This is a genomic window from Flavobacterium sp. K5-23, assembly GCF_023278045.1.
Taxonomy (GTDB): domain Bacteria; phylum Bacteroidota; class Bacteroidia; order Flavobacteriales; family Flavobacteriaceae; genus Flavobacterium.
The window spans coordinates 2,836,752-2,854,100 of sequence record NZ_CP056783.1 but is presented as its reverse complement, the minus strand read 5'-3'; the positions used below and the strand labels follow the sequence as shown (position 1 = coordinate 2,854,100).

At 32.6% G+C, this 17,349-nt stretch carries 15 protein-coding genes and 1 tRNA gene; 6 read left to right on the top strand and 10 right to left on the bottom strand.

Features of this window, described 5'->3' with window-relative positions; all coding sequences use genetic code 11:
• Window positions 1-85: 85 nt before the first annotated feature.
• The 5 genes from FLAK523_RS12390 to FLAK523_RS12370 all read right to left on the bottom strand — a co-directional run bounded on the left by FLAK523_RS12390 (window position 86) and on the right by FLAK523_RS12370 (window position 6,509).
• The gene (locus FLAK523_RS12390) at window positions 86-1,432 is read right to left on the bottom strand and encodes a hypothetical protein (RefSeq protein ID WP_248903865.1); all 1,347 of its coding nucleotides are present in this window, start codon (window positions 1,430-1,432) and stop codon (window positions 86-88) included.
• 165 nt (window positions 1,433-1,597) lie between these two features.
• Window positions 1,598-2,329 (bottom strand): abortive infection family protein, encoded by a 732-nt coding sequence (locus FLAK523_RS12385; protein ID WP_248903863.1) that lies wholly within the window; start codon window positions 2,327-2,329, stop codon window positions 1,598-1,600.
• A gap of 172 nt (window positions 2,330-2,501) precedes the next feature.
• Window positions 2,502-5,030 (bottom strand): carboxypeptidase-like regulatory domain-containing protein, encoded by a 2,529-nt coding sequence (locus FLAK523_RS12380; protein WP_248903861.1) that lies wholly within the window; start codon window positions 5,028-5,030, stop codon window positions 2,502-2,504.
• Window positions 5,017-5,931, bottom strand: coding sequence for a FecR family protein (locus FLAK523_RS12375; protein ID WP_248903859.1), 915 nt, complete (start codon window positions 5,929-5,931; stop codon window positions 5,017-5,019). The genes FLAK523_RS12380 and FLAK523_RS12375 overlap by 14 nt, the downstream gene beginning before the upstream one ends.
• A 62-nt stretch (window positions 5,932-5,993) precedes the next feature.
• The gene (locus tag FLAK523_RS12370; RefSeq protein WP_248908096.1) at window positions 5,994-6,509 is read right to left on the bottom strand and encodes an RNA polymerase sigma factor; all 516 of its coding nucleotides are present in this window, start codon (window positions 6,507-6,509) and stop codon (window positions 5,994-5,996) included.
• A gap of 342 nt (window positions 6,510-6,851) precedes the next feature.
• Here FLAK523_RS12370 and FLAK523_RS12365 point away from each other — a divergent pair, with 342 nt between their 5' ends.
• From FLAK523_RS12365 to FLAK523_RS12350, 4 genes are all read left to right on the top strand, one after another.
• Window positions 6,852-7,895 carry a hypothetical protein gene (locus FLAK523_RS12365; protein ID WP_248903857.1) on the top strand — a complete coding sequence of 348 codons (1,044 nt, stop codon included), beginning with the start codon at window positions 6,852-6,854 and terminating at the stop codon, window positions 7,893-7,895.
• 90 nt (window positions 7,896-7,985) lie between these two features.
• Complete coding sequence (locus tag FLAK523_RS12360; RefSeq protein WP_248903855.1) at window positions 7,986-8,762, top strand: membrane metalloprotease; 777 nt, start codon at window positions 7,986-7,988, stop codon at window positions 8,760-8,762.
• 50 nt (window positions 8,763-8,812) lie between these two features.
• Entirely contained in the window at window positions 8,813-9,397 is a 585-nt protein-coding gene (locus tag FLAK523_RS12355; protein WP_248903853.1) for a porin family protein, read from the top strand.
• A gap of 641 nt (window positions 9,398-10,038) precedes the next feature.
• Entirely contained in the window at window positions 10,039-11,526 is a 1,488-nt protein-coding gene (locus FLAK523_RS12350) for an aminotransferase class V-fold PLP-dependent enzyme (RefSeq protein ID WP_248908095.1), read from the top strand.
• Window positions 11,527-11,564: 38 nt separating this feature from the next.
• On the opposite strand, the gene FLAK523_RS12345 is transcribed toward FLAK523_RS12350, so the two are convergent.
• Both FLAK523_RS12345 and FLAK523_RS12340 read right to left on the bottom strand, forming a co-directional pair.
• Window positions 11,565-13,130 carry a YdiU family protein gene (locus FLAK523_RS12345; protein WP_248903851.1) on the bottom strand — a complete coding sequence of 522 codons (1,566 nt, stop codon included), beginning with the start codon at window positions 13,128-13,130 and terminating at the stop codon, window positions 11,565-11,567.
• 80 nt (window positions 13,131-13,210) lie between these two features.
• Window positions 13,211-14,080, bottom strand: coding sequence for a lysophospholipid acyltransferase family protein (locus FLAK523_RS12340; protein WP_248903850.1), 870 nt, complete (start codon window positions 14,078-14,080; stop codon window positions 13,211-13,213).
• Between the two features lie 130 nt (window positions 14,081-14,210).
• Between FLAK523_RS12340 and FLAK523_RS12335 the strand changes: the two genes are divergently transcribed.
• Both FLAK523_RS12335 and FLAK523_RS12330 read left to right on the top strand, forming a co-directional pair.
• Entirely contained in the window at window positions 14,211-14,849 is a 639-nt protein-coding gene (locus tag FLAK523_RS12335) for a rhomboid family intramembrane serine protease (RefSeq protein WP_248903849.1), read from the top strand.
• 52 nt (window positions 14,850-14,901) lie between these two features.
• Window positions 14,902-15,591: an SIMPL domain-containing protein gene (locus FLAK523_RS12330; RefSeq protein WP_248903848.1), complete on the top strand. Its 690-nt coding sequence runs from the start codon at window positions 14,902-14,904 to the stop codon at window positions 15,589-15,591.
• A gap of 141 nt (window positions 15,592-15,732) precedes the next feature.
• Here the strand turns inward: FLAK523_RS12330 and FLAK523_RS12325 are convergent.
• From FLAK523_RS12325 to FLAK523_RS12315, 3 genes are all read right to left on the bottom strand, one after another.
• Window positions 15,733-15,814: transfer RNA gene (locus tag FLAK523_RS12325), tRNA-Tyr, on the bottom strand.
• 187 nt (window positions 15,815-16,001) lie between these two features.
• Complete coding sequence (locus FLAK523_RS12320) at window positions 16,002-16,370, bottom strand: TlpA disulfide reductase family protein (protein ID WP_248908094.1); 369 nt, start codon at window positions 16,368-16,370, stop codon at window positions 16,002-16,004.
• Window positions 16,371-16,406: 36 nt separating this feature from the next.
• The gene (locus FLAK523_RS12315; protein WP_248903847.1) at window positions 16,407-17,159 is read right to left on the bottom strand and encodes a DUF4369 domain-containing protein; all 753 of its coding nucleotides are present in this window, start codon (window positions 17,157-17,159) and stop codon (window positions 16,407-16,409) included.
• Between the last annotated feature and the right edge of the window lie 190 nt (window positions 17,160-17,349).

Sequence of the window (17,349 nt, the reverse complement as noted above, 5' to 3'; positions counted from 1 at the left end):
CGAGTACTTTCGGCTGAACGTAAACGTTATTAAAAACGATAATTCCACTAAACTCCAGCTATATCAAAATGGCTGTTGGGTGATGTTATTTTATTGCCCAAAATGTATTAAGTCCCAATTGATTTAATATTAATTTTATAGATATTCTGTATAAATCATAGTTAGCATCTTCGATATTACTAAACTTTAAACTTTTCACACTACCGTGTGTAATTTTATCTCTTATTTCCTTGATTTTATCGATGTCAATTTTTAAATCTTTGTTTTCAATATTGTTTTCTTTTAAAAACTCGACTAATGGACTTTTCATAGGTTTAAAAGCTATTTTATTTTGCAAAATGTCCCATTTATTTTCAAAATCTATATAATCTTTTTTGGCAATCGTTTTTTTTAATTCAGTTAATGCTCTTTTATATATTTTGTCTTTTTCTAGATCATCAACAATAAGCTCAAACTTATCATTTGAATTAGATTTATTAGCCATCAAAATTTCAATAATATTATAAAGCATTAAAAATCGAGAGTTTATGTCAACAAACCTAGAGTGTATATAATTTTCAATTGCTTTATCAATCTTTTTTGAATTAATTAAGTAATTTTTTGACCAATTTGTTTTAAGAAAATTATCTATATCATTTATGTTTAAGAAAAAATTTATACTATTTACTTTTAACCCTGAACCTCCTTTAATTATTTTTGTTATTGATAAAAGACTATTTGGCTTAAATGCTGTAATTCTGTAATAATCAATTAAATTTCCTAGATAGAAAGATGTAATATTGCAAACAATACTAATTTGTTCAATCAACTTTTTGTCTTCAATGGTTTCAGGGAAAATAAATTTTATTATAGGAATTTTTTCAATTTTAAAATCTTTATTATCTTTTGAATCAGAATAATTATATTCAAATTCGGGTCTAAATTTTACTTCACCGATTTTATAAAAAGAATTCATTCCATTCATTCTAGAAATACCAAAGTTTCCTTCTTTAGCATTAATTGTAAAAATCGAATAAAATTTTTTAACTAATTCAAAACCATCTTCGTTTAAAAAAACTTTGGCAGTTCCTACATTTTCGTTAAAATTAAGTTTTTTGTAAACTAATATTTTGTCTAAATAAATTGTAAAATATTCTTTATCATTTTCATATTCTTTAGATCTAATAGATTTAATTCTAGAATTCGATAAGTCAATTTTTTGTAAAACAGTTTCGTGGTGAGATATTTCAGCTTCTATTTGCTCATTTACAAAATCAGACAATTGATTTGAACTACTCCAAACCATAAATTTTCTATCAATATCATTAGTTGAATCAATGTAAATTTTAATTTCAATGCTAGAGTTCGAAATGTATAAATGTGAATGAAGTTTTTCTTCACAAATATCTTTATTTTTAATTTTTACATCTAAACAATAAAAGTCGTTTTTCATTCAGTTTTTTTTATAATATCACCCAACGTTATGCCACTTTGAGATGGCTGGAAGTTCTTAAACGCTCAGTTTTCGGCTTAACGAAAACTTGATGCGAAACGGTAATTCCTCTAAATTCCAGCTAGCTCAAAATAGCTGCTACCTGCTGGCGTATATTGTCGTTTGTTAATTTTTAAATTTCCTGTTTAGATAGTTTAAAACTGTCTGCGCAGAATTCACAACAAACATTGCTTCATCTTCTTCTAATAATTCTTCGTTTGGATGTGATAAACTTGCTTTATTTCTAATTGGATTTAGTTTGTCAAGTGTATTACTAAAAGAACTAATGATTTGGTCAATATCATTTTGTCTTGGTCCTCCTAATTGTAATTTTGGATGATTTGCTTTTAATTTTTTAAATACCTGTGTTAAGTTTTCATCGTCTGCCAAAGTAATTCCTTCTTGTTTACAAACTTCTTTTAGATAACCGTGTAAAGTAGTATGAATTCTGTCCACACTACTTGTCGCACCATTTGTTTCTAGTAAAACCTTTGTGTCTTGGATTGCTCTTTCAACAGTTTCGTTTGTAATAATTAATAGTTCAGAAGCAACAGCTTGACCGCTTTCAAGTCGTCTAATTAATTCTCCAATTTCATCAGCCATTCTTTGTTTCGTTTGTCTAATTTCTTCTGAAAAAAAGTCAACTGGATACTTTTTAAGTACGCCTTTAAGTATTTTGACTTGTGTTGGTGAGTCTGAATTTTCAAGGATTGTTAAAAATTTTTGCCTTGTTGTTCCTTCATAGGCTGTTGGCGGAATATTTATGTCGCAGAAATATGGATAAAATTCTTCGTGTGTTCTATATGAAAAGTCTCCAAGATAGCCACCACTTACTCCAATGTAAGAGTTTGTTATCATAAAAATTTCAAGTCTTGTTAGCATAATTTTGTCTATGTGTTGTGTTACGGAACGCTTACAGGTAGCTTGTATATTCTCGCTATTATTTAACGTATTTAGCATCAAATATATAGCTATTAATTCAACTAACAGCAGTTTTATTTAGTACTATTCTTATAGAATTCACTATTAACTAAAAATTCACTCTAAAACTCACATTAGGAGTCATTCCAAGTGATTTGTTGTCAACTTTTATCGTTTTACTGGAGTTGTTAGGGTCAACTTTGTAATAGCGATTGATAACATTGTCTTCATTAGTAGTATTGATAACACCTGCACGAAGGATTCCTTTGATGCCGGTTGCAAAATTAAACTGGTAACTACAGGAAGCGTCTAGGCGCATAAAGTCATCCAGGTTTTTGCTGTTTGGGGAATCGTAATTTACCATAGTCGTATTGCCATTTTGCACGGTTTCCTTTCCTTCAAGGGGAACGGTATATGGCTGCCCATTTCTCCAAATTCCGCCTACAGAGAGTTTGAAGTTCTTGAAAACATCATAATTAAAACCTAGAGAAACGGAATGACGAATATCCACATTATTAGGGAATGTGGGAGGCGTGAAGCTATCAAATTCATAATTGTTTATACTGAAGGTATAGCTCAACCAAGTGCTGTATTTCCCTGCCGTTTTATTAGCCAAAAATTCAATTCCTTTTGCGGTATAACTCCCGTGGGCAATTTCATATTGAAAATTATTATAAAAACCCTGATTGGATGCTGTAATGCCATCTACAATTTTGTAAAATCCCGTAAGGTCAATATTGAGTTTGTTAGCGTTAAATTCTACACCAAAAGAGCCTTGCTTACTTGTGGCAATAGGAATACTTTCATTATTGACTAATACCCAACGCCTTTTTTCGACACCTAGAAAATCATCCTCAAAATCGACAATTTGGGTGGCGGTTTGGTTTTTAAATTCTCCTTCTAGTTTTAGCGCAAATTGATTGGATAATTGTTGTCTGATGTTAATTCTAGGTTCTACCAGTAATTTTTCAAACTTTTGAAAATAATTCAAACGGACACCAATTCTTAAATAGGTATTGTTTTTATTATATTCTCCTTGTGCAAATAATCCGTGATTGTGCAGTACATCTTTCTTAGTACTAGAGTAGGATGGAGCACTTACGGTAGTCTGGTTGAGCATTCCCGTTTCGTTAAATTCGTATCCTGCGAGTAGGTTGAAATTTGGTGTCGCTTTATAGTTGGTATTTAGTTTTACTCCCGTTTCTAGAACCTCATTAGCAACCGTTAACCTTTGGTCTGTTTCTATTCTATAATCTGTAGCATCGATATTGTATTTCGAAAAATAGCTGATAAGGTAAGTGCTGAATTTAGAATTCCATTGTGCTTTCCAGTTTCCTCCGTATCCAATATTCTTTTGCGAAAGCGTACTGGCTTTGGTTTCTGAATTGTTTTTGTCCGCATTGTATTCGGTATAATCTAATGCATTATTGATACCGATAAGATTTGCTCTAAACTGATGTTTTTCATTAAGATCAAAAAGTATTTTAGCGGTATAATCATAAAAGTAAAAATCAGAATTGGTGTTGTTTTGATTACTTTCGGCATTGATTTCGCTATCCTGAAAACTTCGTTTGTAATAATTGGTAAAGGTAGGCGTATTAGAAATATCCGTAATTGAACGCCTGCCTGAGATGTCAATTTCCAAGTTTTTAGCTATGGGAATGGCCAAAAAAGCATCGGCATTGATTAGATTAATTCCCGCACCGCCCGAAAAGGCATTGCTCACTTCATCGTTAGTAAACATATTAATCGTACTGGAAACTCCATCGCTGTATTCTGCACTGGTTCCGTTTTTTGTAACGATTACTTTATTAGTAAGATTGGGATTATAGGCTGATATGAGTCCGAAGAAATGCCCCGAATGATACATTTTTATATTATCCCAAATCATTAGATTTTGGTCATTTGTACCGCCACGCACATTAATATTGGCAATACTTTCATTAGTGCTTTCCACTCCTGGTAATGCCTGAACAGATTGCAATACGTCTGGTTCAATTAATCCGGGTAAGATTCCGAATTTCTTAGTGTTTAAAACGGTGCTTCCGTCTAAGTATTTTTGTAACCCGGGAGTCAAGTATACATTGATTAAAACTTGGTTCAGCTCTTCATTACTTGGTTTTAATAGTATTTCTTTGGGTTTGGTTTGGTTCGAAAACAATTCATTCGCTCTAAATTCTCTTGGCTCATAACCTATATATGAAATAGTAATTATAGCGGTTACGGGAATATTTGATAAGCTAAAAGCTCCTTTTTTATTCGAAATTGCAACTTGATTATCAGCGGTTATTGTTGCTCCATTTAAAGGTGTTTTAGAATCATCTGACAGTATTACACCAGCAATAGAAATTCTTTTATTAAGTACTGAAACAGTAACATAGCGGTCGTCCAGCGCTTTAAAATTCAGTAGCACTTTAGCGTTCAAGTAATCAATTGTTTGTTGTAACGAAAGTGTAGTTGCCGGTTTTTCAATTGAAATACCGGAGACATCTTCTACGGCATAGGAAAACTTTACATTAAACTGTTTTTCAATGGTAGCCATAATTCCTGTAAGCGGAATTTTATCAGTTGCTTTTTGGGCATAACTGATACTTCCTAAGAGTAATAAAAAATATAGCACCCATTTATTGAACTCCATAGTTGTAAAATATAACGGTTTTACCTTCTAGTTTGTAACTCAATTTAAGCGGAATAGTAATAGCTTCCAGCGCTATTTTTTTATTCGAATGGGTGAAACTTCCAGTAAACAATTTAGAAGTATCTACTCCTTCAATCTTAATTTTAATATCATATTGACGCTCTAATTCGGCTATAACTTGATCTAGAGGAATTCGGTCAAAGCTCGATTCTTTTTGCATCCAAGAAGGATTTTGAGCATTAAAATCGGGAACATCTTCAATAGTGTTATTGATTAATCTAAATGTTTTCCCTGGTGGTAGCTTAACGGTTTCGTTATTGTGGGTTACGCTAACCAATCCTTCGAAACAACTCACTTCAAAATAATTTTTGCGTTGCTTTACGTTAAAATGTGTTCCAAGAACTTGAACCACACCATCAGCAGTGCTGACACTAAAGGTTTGCCCTTTTTTAACCTGAAAATAGGCTTCACCTTCTAGGGTTAAATTACGTTTGTCCTTCCATTCTTTTTCCTTGAAGGTTATTTTTGAAGCCGCATTTAACAATACTTCAGAATCATCCGGAAGGTGGAATGTTTTAGTTTGGGCAATTTGTGTTTCAAATTCTGTTGTGGTGTTGTAAAACAAGAAATAGGCGCTCGTTAACAGTACTACTAATGCTGCAGCTATTCTATAATAGGGTTTAAAGTTTAGCGTTCTAACTTTGGTTTCCTTTTTAGATTTGTCTCTGGCTTTAAATTGGTCTAATGCTTTTTGCGCATCTACTTTTGGTGTTTCCAATAGTGATGAGTAATGAGCGATTTTCTCCAGCGTGTCTGATCCTTCAGATTTTTTTAAATCTTCAATTTCTTGATTGGAGAGTTCCCCATTGAGCCATTTTAGTATTTCTTTTTCGTTTTTCATTTTTGAACCTCTATAATAGTAAGACAACTCAATTTGAATTTACCCTACTACAAATCAATTAATTATATGTTTTCGATCTGTGCTTTTAATATTTTCAGTGCTCCCGACATTCTTTTTTCGACTGCTTTTTGTGATATATCAAGTAACTCGGCAATTTCGCGGTATTTCTTACCGTCAATACGGTTCATTAAAAAAACTTCGCGCTGCGCTTCTGTCAAAGAGGCAATCGCATTTTGCAGTTTTTCTTTGAATTCTTCTTCTTCTAATAAATATTCTGGACTTTGATTGGTGATATCCAGATTGGGAGACTCTTTGGCGAAAGCCAGAACCACTTTTTTATGTTTTATGGTATTTAGAAATAGATTGTTTACTGTGGTAAGTAAATAGGTCTTTACTTTAGTAAAATCAATTTGAGAACAATTTTCCCATATTTTAGTAAATGCATCTTGTACTAAATCTAATGCGGCATCTCTATCCCCACATTTATAATAAGCAAAATTCGTGGCCGATTGCACATTCTTGATGTAAAAGTGATTGAAGTGAGATTCCTCACAAAGGTTCGTTTTTTCGTCGCTCATTGAATGCAAATTCATTTTTAGTAGATTGTAAAAGTAAAATATTTTTTGGATTAAGATAAAGTTGTGTATTTAAAAAGTACTATTAGAATTGTATAAGGGAATATAGTTTTTATTAAGTTTATTAATTCTTTAAATGTGAATTTTATAATAAAAAGGGGTAATTGTATAATGTAGGAATGGCTATAAATATTTATTTTTGTTTTTTTTTAAAAGAGATTTGATTTCGAATTAAAAAAAAATAAAATTTATTTTAAAATGAGGGTAGGGTAAAATAAGTGTTGGTTGTCTTACTAACAGAAAGGCATTAAAAAACATCGCCTATAAAATTTAAAAAGATAAATTATGAAAAAGTTAAGAATCATTACCGGAATTGCATTGATGTCAATATTAGGATTTACATCATGTCAAAGTGAAGTAGACGATGTACAAGGTCAAAACCCAAATACAAACGCTGCTAACTCAACTACTGCTAACAACTATAAACGTACTGGGATGTATGATGGTTCATCTGATGATTTTTTAGATGGTGCTTCATGTTCATCAATTGTATTGCCTGCAACTGCAATAGTAAATGGAACAAGAGTTACTCTTTTTAGTCAATTGGATTATGCTCAGGTGATTTCGATTCTAGGTCAGTTTAATAATGATCAAGATACTGTAGTGTTACAATTTCCTTTAAAAGTAAAAACAAGTAACTATACAGAGGTTAGTGTAAATAACCAAACGGAATATAATGCCATTGTAAACGCTTGTACAACTGCACAATCTTCTGGTCAAGATGCCATTTCATCTGTAAGCATTACTTTTCCAATTACTATTTTAACATATAACATTAAATTAGAACAAACTGGAAGTGTAGTTATCAAATCTAAACAAGAATTATATGCGTATATGTCTAATGTAAGTAGTGCAGAGTTGTTTTCAGTTAAATATCCTATGAGTGTGACACTTATTGATGGTTCAAAAATAACTGTATCTGGTGATGCTGAATTTCAAGCTGCTATTACTGCTTCTCTTAAAACAAAAGCAACAATAGATACAGCAGCTCAAAACACGAAAAAATTAGAGACTATTATTGTTAATGGTATGTTTAAGGTTGATTCATTTTTAACGGCTGGAGTACAAACAGCAACAGATTATCAAGGGTATACTGTAGATTTTGCAAATAATCTAACTGTTAAAGCTGTAAATTCATTAAACAATACTGTAAATGGAACGTATGCTGTTAGTTCACAACTGGATGTGTTTTTAAAACTGAATTTTACAGGAAATACTTCTTTCAGTTTATTAAATAACACTTGGAAAGTAACAAGCTTTAATGCTACATCAGTTTCATTACAAAGCACAACTAACGCTGCTATAACAGTAGTGTTGAAACAAATATAAGTAAGTATTGATTTTATAAAATTTAAACAACAGTTATCTCTTTTTATAACTGTTGTTTAAATTTAAAATAATGAATTTTAAAAGAAAAAGATGAAAAAAATAATAGCGGCTTTTACAATAATATGTTTGTTTATAGTGTCTTGCTCTCAAGAAGACAGTTCAAATGGAGCTACTGTAGGCGGAAATTTAGTTTCTAATAATAAAAAAGCAACTGGAAGTTCGTCCTATGATTTATTGTCAGATGATACTTTTAAAAGTATGGTTGTTGAAGTAGTGTATGTTCAGGGATACGAACCAAGCACAGCTGCAATTAATAATTTTGTCAGCTTTCTTAATGAAAGAGTTAATAAATCACAAGGTATAAGTATTTTAAAAAGAGCTATACCATCATCTGGAAAAGCCACTTTTACCAATGAAGAAATTATAGCAATTGAAGATGCCAATAGAACGAAATACAATACTTCAAATCAAATTGCGGTTTGGGTTCTTTTTGTAGATGGAGAATCAGCAAGCAACACCAGTTCAGGATCAGTACTAGGAACAGCTTATAGAAATACATCATTTGTTATTTACGAAAAAACAATTCAAAGTTTAAGCGATAGTCCTTTAAAGCCAAGTAGAAGCTTAGTTGAAACTACGGTGATAACACATGAGTTTGGTCATATACTTGGCCTCACCAATTTAGGCGCAAAGCTACAAAGCAACCATGAAGATGGATCTCATGCAAAACATTGTAATGTGGAAAGTTGTTTAATGTATTGGTCAGCAGAAACAGGAAGCGGAATTTCTAATATGGTTTCTGGTGGTTCAGCCCCAAAACTAGATGCACAATGCTTAGCCGATTTAAAAGCAAACGGAGGAAAGTAAGAAAGAAAAATTTGAATACTAATTGAAATAAATAATTAAAAACAAACAAAATGAAAAATACCTATTTAACACTCGCTTTATTTTTTGGTGTACTATCAACAATAAATGCACAGAACAATTCAACTTCTAAATCTCATGCGGGAATCAAAGGAGGATATAATTTAGCCGCTGTCAATTATGATGGGGAAGGAGAAACAGGACAACGTCATGGATTTCACGTAGGAGTTTATGGGGAGTCTTTTATAAGCGAATCTTTCTCAATCCAACCAGAATTAATGTATTCTCAACAAGGGTTTGAAGAAAAATATGCAAATGGGGCGACATTTACCCAAAAATTAGATTACATCAATTTACCGGTAATGCTAAAAGCATATCCTTCAAAGAACTTCTTTTTGGAAGCAGGTCCACAAGTAGGATTAGCTATTTCACATAAGGAAGAATATAAAGGGTTTGTTAGTAGTACAACAGAAAGAGATCCAAACAATTTTGATTGGGGAATGAATTTTGGAGGAGGTTTTAAAACGGATTCTGGAATAAGCTTTGGTGTTCGTTATCACTTGGGTTTAGGAGATTTATATGAAAATAATAAAGCTAATAATCGTGTTTGGCATTTTTCAGTTGGATTTGATTTATAGATTTTATAATGGTTTATTAATGGGTAACCCTTTCAAAGTAAATTCTTTGAAAGGGTTATTTGTTTTTATTAAGTAGGGTTGTTATAGCATTTTTCAATATATTTTAGTCCAAAGTCTTTTTGTCATATTGAGCGCAATGTCATTAAGTTATGCTGATTCACCCGTCACTTCGAGTGATTTTAAACATTAATGCGATAGCTTTAATGTCTGAAATTGTATCGAGAAGCCTCTAAAACAAAAGGGTTCTCGATACCTCGTGATAATTTTCTATCGCAAATTATTACTCAACTCGAACTGACGAATCCTTAACTTAATGAAATTGACATCGAGCACAGTCGAGATTCGGCAATGGTTCTCGACTGTGCTCGATACCTCGTGATAATTTTCTATCGCAAATTATTACTCAACTCGAACTGACGAATCCTTAACTTAATGAAATTGACATCGAGTACAGTCGAGATGCGGCAATGGTTCTCGACTGCGCTCGAACTGACAATCGGGCTAATTTATAAAGATCAGCGGTATTAATTTACTAGGCTGTTTGTAATTTCTTATATTTTAACCGTTACAAGGGGATAGTGGCTTTTCAATAATTGTATAGTTCACAAAAATCTATATCTTTGATACAAATTATGAATAAAATGACTATTACTGAAGCTCCAACTCAATTAGAATTATATTTCCAACAGTTTCGCAAGAATATTATTGGAATCGATCAGGATTTTGAATCTCCTTTCGGACAAAAACAAATTATCTATACAGATTGGACTGCCAGTGGTCGTTTGTATCGTCCTATTGAGGAAAAATTGATGAATGAGTTTGGTCCTTTTGTTGCCAATACACATACTGAAACTACTGTTTCAGGAACTGCAATGACAAAAGCATACCATCATGCACGTCACATCATCAAACATCATGTAAATGCAAATAGTGATGATGTTCTTATTACTGATGGATCAGGAATGACTGGAGTTGTTAATAAATTCCAACGTATTTTAGGTTTGAAAGTACCTGAAAACTTAAAAGATTTCATCGTAATTCCTGCTGAGAAAAAACCTATTGTTTTTATTTCACACATGGAGCATCATTCAAATCAGACTACCTGGTTAGAAACGATTGCTGATGTTGTCGTTATCCCTTCTGATGATGAAGGTTTATTCAGTATTGAAAATCTAGAAATTTTATTAGAAGAATATAAAGAAAGAAGTTTTAAAATTGCTTCGATTACTTCTTGTTCGAATGTTACTGGGATTAGAACTCCATATCACGATGTAGCTAAATTAATGCATCAAAACAACGGCCTTTGTTTCGTTGATTTTGCTTGTTCAGGGCCTTATGTAACTATGGATATGCATCCCGAAGATGCCGAAAGTTATTTGGACGCGATTTTCTTTTCTCCTCATAAATTCTTAGGAGGACCTGGAACTTCTGGTGTTTTAATTTTTAATAAAAAACTATATCAAAACTTAGTTCCTGATAATCCTGGAGGAGGAACCGTTTCTTGGACTAATCCTTGGGGCGAACATAAGTTTATTGACAATATTGAAGATAGGGAAGATGGTGGAACACCGGGTTTCTTACAGGTGATAAAAACCGCTCTAGCCATTCAGCTGAAAGAAAAAATGGGGATTGAGAATATCCTGAAACGAGAACACGAAATTGTAGATTATATATTCTCTCAATTAGGGGATGTCTCCAATATAAAAATTCTAGCGGGTCAACATCAAGATCGTTTAGGAGTGATTTCGTTTTATATAGATGACTTGCATTTTAATCTTGGCGTGAAAATGTTAAATGATAAATTTGGAATTCAAACTCGTGGTGGTTGCAGTTGTGCGGGTACTTACGGTCACTTTTTATTGCATGTAGACCAGGAAACCTCTCATAAATTGATTGACGAAATAACACTTGGAGACTTGATTAGAAAACCAGGTTGGATTAGAATGTCAATTCACCCTACAACCACTACTGCCGAAATTGAGTTGGTTTGCAACAGTATCAAAGCGATGGCTGAAAACCATAAAACGTGGGCTTTAGATTACCAATACAATAAGGAAACAAACGAGTTTTTACACAAAGAGGCAAAGCCACTTGAAGATGTATTAGTTAAAAACTGGTTTTCGATATAATTTATAATTCGAATAATTGAAATGTTTTATGTTGTCTTCTAAGAACTACAAGACAACATAGAACTTCCTATTTTTTCTCTAGCCCAATCGGGTCTTTTGGTAAACCATTTTTCAGATTGTAATTGTTCCTGATACGGTTTTTTTAATAAAAGATGTAATTCTTCTATTAAAGTATAATCTTCTTTTTCAGCTGCTTCAATTGCTAATTGTGCCATATAATTTCTAAACACATATTTTGGATTGACTCTGTCCATAGCTATTTTTCTGGCTTCATCAGTTGTTTCTTCCTGTTGTAATCTGCTTAAATATTGGGTGAACCAATACAACCATGAATCTTTTACTTTATCTGTTACTTCCGCTGTTTTATAAAAAGATTCCTGAATTATTTCCATTGCTTTTTCAACAGCATCTTCTTTTTGTATTTGACTTAATTTTCTAAAAAAGATAGTCATATCCGTTTCGATTAGCTGAAGGTTTTCAGTTAGAATATGAATAAGCTGATTGTCATTTTCTTCATTGGTAAACAAACCTAATTTGCTACGCATCATATTTAGATAATCAATTTCGTATTGCGATTGGAAATCATTTAAAATAGTTTCAAGCGGAGTTGCTTCTTCGATTAAAGGAAACAAAGCATTGGCTAATTGGTACAAATTCCAAAGTGCGATTTGGGGTTGGTTCCCAAAACGATACCTTCGGTTTTCTCTATCGGTAGTGTTAGGCGTCCAATTAGGATTGTAATCTTCGAGCCAGCCGTAAGGTCCATAATCTATAGTAAGACCTAGTATGGACATATTATCAGTATTCATTACGCCGTGAACAAAACCCACACGTTGCCAGTGAACAACCATATCACGGGTTTTAGTAGCAACCTCTTGAAAAAACTGGATGTAACTGTCTTTAGTTGTTCCTTTGATTTCAGGGAAATAATATTTGATGGTGAAATCAGTAATTGATTTTAATGTTTTTATATCATTTTGGGAGGAGAAAAGTTCGAAATTACCAAAACGAATAAAGGATTCCGCAACTCTACATACAACGGCTCCTTTTTCATAATCAGGATGGCCATCATACATCACGTCACGCAATACTTGGTCACCAGTAAGAATTAAAGATAGAGATCGAGTAGTGGGAACGCCTAAATGAAACATAGCTTCACTACATAAATGTTCTCTAATGGAAGAGCGAAAAACGGCTAATCCGTCAGCACTACGAGAATAAGGTGTCATTCCGGCTCCCTTAAGTTGCAAAGTGTAAACTTGTTGCTGATTTTCAATTTCGGCTAGGATAATAGCTCTACCATCACCTAGTTGTCCTGCCCAATTCCCAAACTGATGTCCTGCATAGCTCATTGAATAGGGACGGGATTCTGGAAGTAATTCTTTCCCCGAAAAGACATTGGTGAATTCAGTGGATCGCGCTTCTTCTTTTGAAATACCAAGTAATTCAATAACTTCTTCCGAGAAATGGATTAGTTGAGGTTTAGAAGGAATCTTGGGAGTGACATAGGAGAAACAAGCATTTTTTACTTGACGGGTAACATTTGTTTCGTCAGGATCTGCGGGTAATTCTGTACTAAACCTGTTATTGATTTTTAAGTTCATTTTTATTGGGTAGTTAGTATCAAAATTAATCAATTATTTTGAGAACAAATGTTAATTAAAACTTATATGGTTTTTGTGAATTAGCGTCTGTGTTTCCAGCGTTTGTGTGTCCAAAGATAATATTCTGGCGCTTCAAGGATTTGTTCTTCCACTAATTTTAAAAATCGATCCGTAATTTCATAATTTGGAATCCCATTTGTATTTTCAGAAAGCACTACGAAGCTGGCTTTGTAATAACCTCTTTTTACTTTTTTAACCTTTAAGAATATCATATTCATATCATATCTTTTGGCCAGCATTTCAGCACCTGTATGGATAGGCACATTAATTCCCATAAATTGATTCCAGTGGAATGCCGAGTCCACTTTTGGGGATTGATCGCTGGCAAAGCCATAAAGACCAAGTTTTTTGTTTTTGTGATTTTCAATAATATAAGGAATCGTTTCTTTAGTCGTAATTAGGTTAACTTTGAATTTAGATCTGATTTTACGAACCAGTTTATCAAAATAAGGATTGTTTAGTCTTTTGTATATTGCATAACTTTCAAATTTTATTTTATCGTTTAGGGACATACTCCATTCATAACTGGCATAATGGGCCATCATTAAAGCGATGCTTTTGTGTTTTTCTTCCAATTCCAGATAAACGTCAAGATTAGTGAATTCAAAACGCTTGTCCATCTCTTTTTTAGAAATGTTCATGGATTTTATCATTTCAAGAAACATATCACACAAATGGCGAAAGGATTTTTTTTCGATAATTAGTCGTTCGTTGTCTGAAAGATGAGGTAGTGCCACTGCTAGATTTTCTCTAACGATTTCTTTCCTGTAGCCTATAATATAATACAATACAAAATAGATGAAATCAGATAAAAGGTACAAAATAGGGAAAGGAAGTATAGAAATACTCCACAAAAAAGGATAAACAATCAGGTAAATGATAAAACGCATTACTTTATAATATTTTGACAAATATAAATCAAATATTATTATTCGAACCCTTGTTTGTTTTCAAATGATTCATTTTATAACCATAAATATTGGTTAGATTTACATCATATTATATTTAAATTTTATATTTATGAACACCATTTTGATTGCAATAATCGTTGCCAATATCTTATTTAGTTACAAAGGGTTTAATGATTTTACTTTTTTTAGAAAATATGAATTCCATATGGGAAGCATTCGCTCAGGTGAGCAAGTTAGATTACTGTCTTCAGGTTTTCTTCACGCTGATATGGGACATTTAATTTTTAATATGATTACGCTGTATTTTTTTGCACCTGTTGTTATAGGTTTTTTGGGTAGTTTATCGTTTCTGATAATCTATTTTGGTAGTTTAGTTTTTGGTAGTTTGTTGACGATAGTTTTTCACAAGAATGATTATAATTACAGGGCCGTAGGCGCATCTGGTGCTGTTACGGGAGTTTTGTACTCGGCAATTTTATTACAACCGGATATGATGCTTGGAATATTTTTTATTATTCCAATGCCTGCCTATCTTTTTGGGATCTTATATTTATTGTATTCTATTTATGGTATGAGAGCAAAGAATGACAACATAGGGCATACGGCTCATTTTGGCGGTGCTATAGGAGGGTATTTAATTACGCTAGTTTCAAATCCACATTTGCTTATTGACCACACCCTTATGGTGGTTTTATTAGCGATACCAATTGTTATACTTTTTGTAATGGAAAAACTCGGGAAAATATAGAATGGCACAACTTTTGAAAATATTTAAAACTTAATAAATTAATCAAAGTAATATGAAAAAAGCATTATTTATTCTAAGCGTATTGTTAGTTACTATGTCATATGGACAAGAAATTAAACAAGTTCCTCAAATCAGTGTATCCGGTGAGGGTAAAGTGAAGGTAGTTCCGGATCAGGCGACAATAGTTGTGACTGTTGAAACAAAAGGGAATGTTGCTAAAGAAGTGAAAAAGGATAATGACCAGCAAATGGAAGCAGTTCTAAAAATGATTAAAAAAATGAACTTGCCTCCATCAGATTATAAAACCCAACGTGTTTCATTGAATCCACAATATGATTATCTAAAGAAGAAACACAGTTATAATGCAACCCAAACACTAGAGATTTTGTTGAGAGATTTGTCTAAATATGATGAATTGATGGAGGGCTTAGTAGATCAGGGAATTAATAGAATTGATAATGTAGTGTTTCAATCTTCTAAATTATCGCAATATCAATCAGAGGCTAGGAAATTAGCGATGAAGGATGCTAAATTAAAAGCAGAGGACTATGTGTCCGTTTTAAACCAGAAAATAGGGAGAGCAATGACAATCTCTGATAATTCACAAGTTTATCACCCACAGCCCATTTATGCCACTATGAAAACAATGGCGTTGGAGGAAAGTGTAATGCCTAGAGAAACTCTTGCTGTAGGGGAAATAAATATTACTGCAAACGTAAGCGTGAGTTTTATATTAGAATAAGCTAAATGTTATTACAATAAAAGTATCCCGTTTTCTTGATGATGGAAACGGGATTTTTTTGTTTTATGAAATAGAGTAGGAGGATTATTTTTAAAGTGAAAATAGAGCAAAAAAAACGCTGCAATTACTTGCAGCGTTTTGTGGGGAGAGTAGGATTCGAACCTACGAAGACGTAGTCAGCAGATTTACAGTCTGCCCTCGTTGGCCGCTTGAGTATCTCCCCGAAGCCTTTGAGTACAACACTTATGTTGTTGTTAGCGGTGGCAAATATAGGAACTGTTTTCGTTTCTACAAACTAATTTCGAAGATATTTTACAGTTATTCGCTGTATTTTTTTTAACGTATTGGTATTGAATAAAATAAAAAAATCTCCACTAGGGAGATTTTTTAATGTTTCGAAAAAAAACGAATTATTTAGCCAAAAGTTCAATGATTTTTGCTCTAAGTTCATCACCTCTTAAATCTTTTGCTACAACTTTACCTGAAGCATCAAGTATAAAAGTAGCTGGGATAGATTCGACTTTATATTGTAGTGCAATTGGTTCATTCCAAAATTTCAAATTTGAAACCTGAGTCCAAGTTAATTTGTCTTTTGCAATGGCTTCTTTCCATTTATCAGCATCTTTATCTAAAGAGACACCAATAATATTAAGACCTTTAGAATGTAATTCTTTGTAAATAGCAACCACATTAGGATTTTCTTTACGACAAGGACCACACCAAGACGCCCAGAAGTCAACAATTGTTACTTTTCCTAAGCTTTCCTTAAGGGAAACGATTTTTCCTTCAGGATTAGGAGCCGAAAAATCTGTACTTCATTTAGCTTCACCAGCAGCAGGTGCAGTAGCACTTACAGCAGGCGTTTTCATTTCGCCAAGTTTAGCTTTAATTGCTTTACCTGGTTTTGTGTTTTTTAATGATTCTTCTAGACCATTGTATAAAGCTTCAGATTTTTTTGCGTCAGCACTTGGGTCATTTAACATTCCTTGTATGATTAAGGCGCTTATAAATGATTTTGGGTGAGTTTCAGCATAAGTAATATACTTTGCTTTTGATGCAGTACCAACTTCTTCTTGGATTGCAGCATAACCTTTCATTAATTTATTGATTACAGCTGTATCTTTAGCTTGTTGAGCTGTATTCATTGCTTGCATGTTTTGTGTCTGGAAATCCATAAGTTTCTTTTGAACCTTAGTTATCTCTTCGTTGAATTTCATATATTCATCGTTGTTGTAAGTCCCAGAAATTTTTGATTTTTGGATACTGTCTTTGTTTATTACGATTTCAATATCTCCGTTCTCAAGGATGAATGGTACTTTTCCTTGAATTCCTTCTACTTGAAGTGTATGGAAAACAGGCTCTAAAGCTTTTCCTTTAATTTCAAATTTACCATTTTCAACCTTAACAGTATCTACTGCAATTAATCCCATGCCAGATGCATCTTGAGTTTCAACGATTATGGTTTTACCGTTTTCAATACCTTCAGCAATTCCTGAAATTGTATACTTGTCTTTGCTACATGATAATAAAACTACACTAGCGGAAAGTAATAAAATAAATTTTTTCATTATTAATTAGTTATTTGATTTTGTTTGCAAAAGTATCTAAAATAATAATTCATTAATAATTTTATTGCCTAAATTTTTGTTATAGTTTTTAAAAATTAATAGATATATTAAAAGGAGTTTAAGGAAGTTTTAATAATACTAACTAAAATGGAATTATAAAAGGAAAAATATTTTTACAGAAAATATAAAT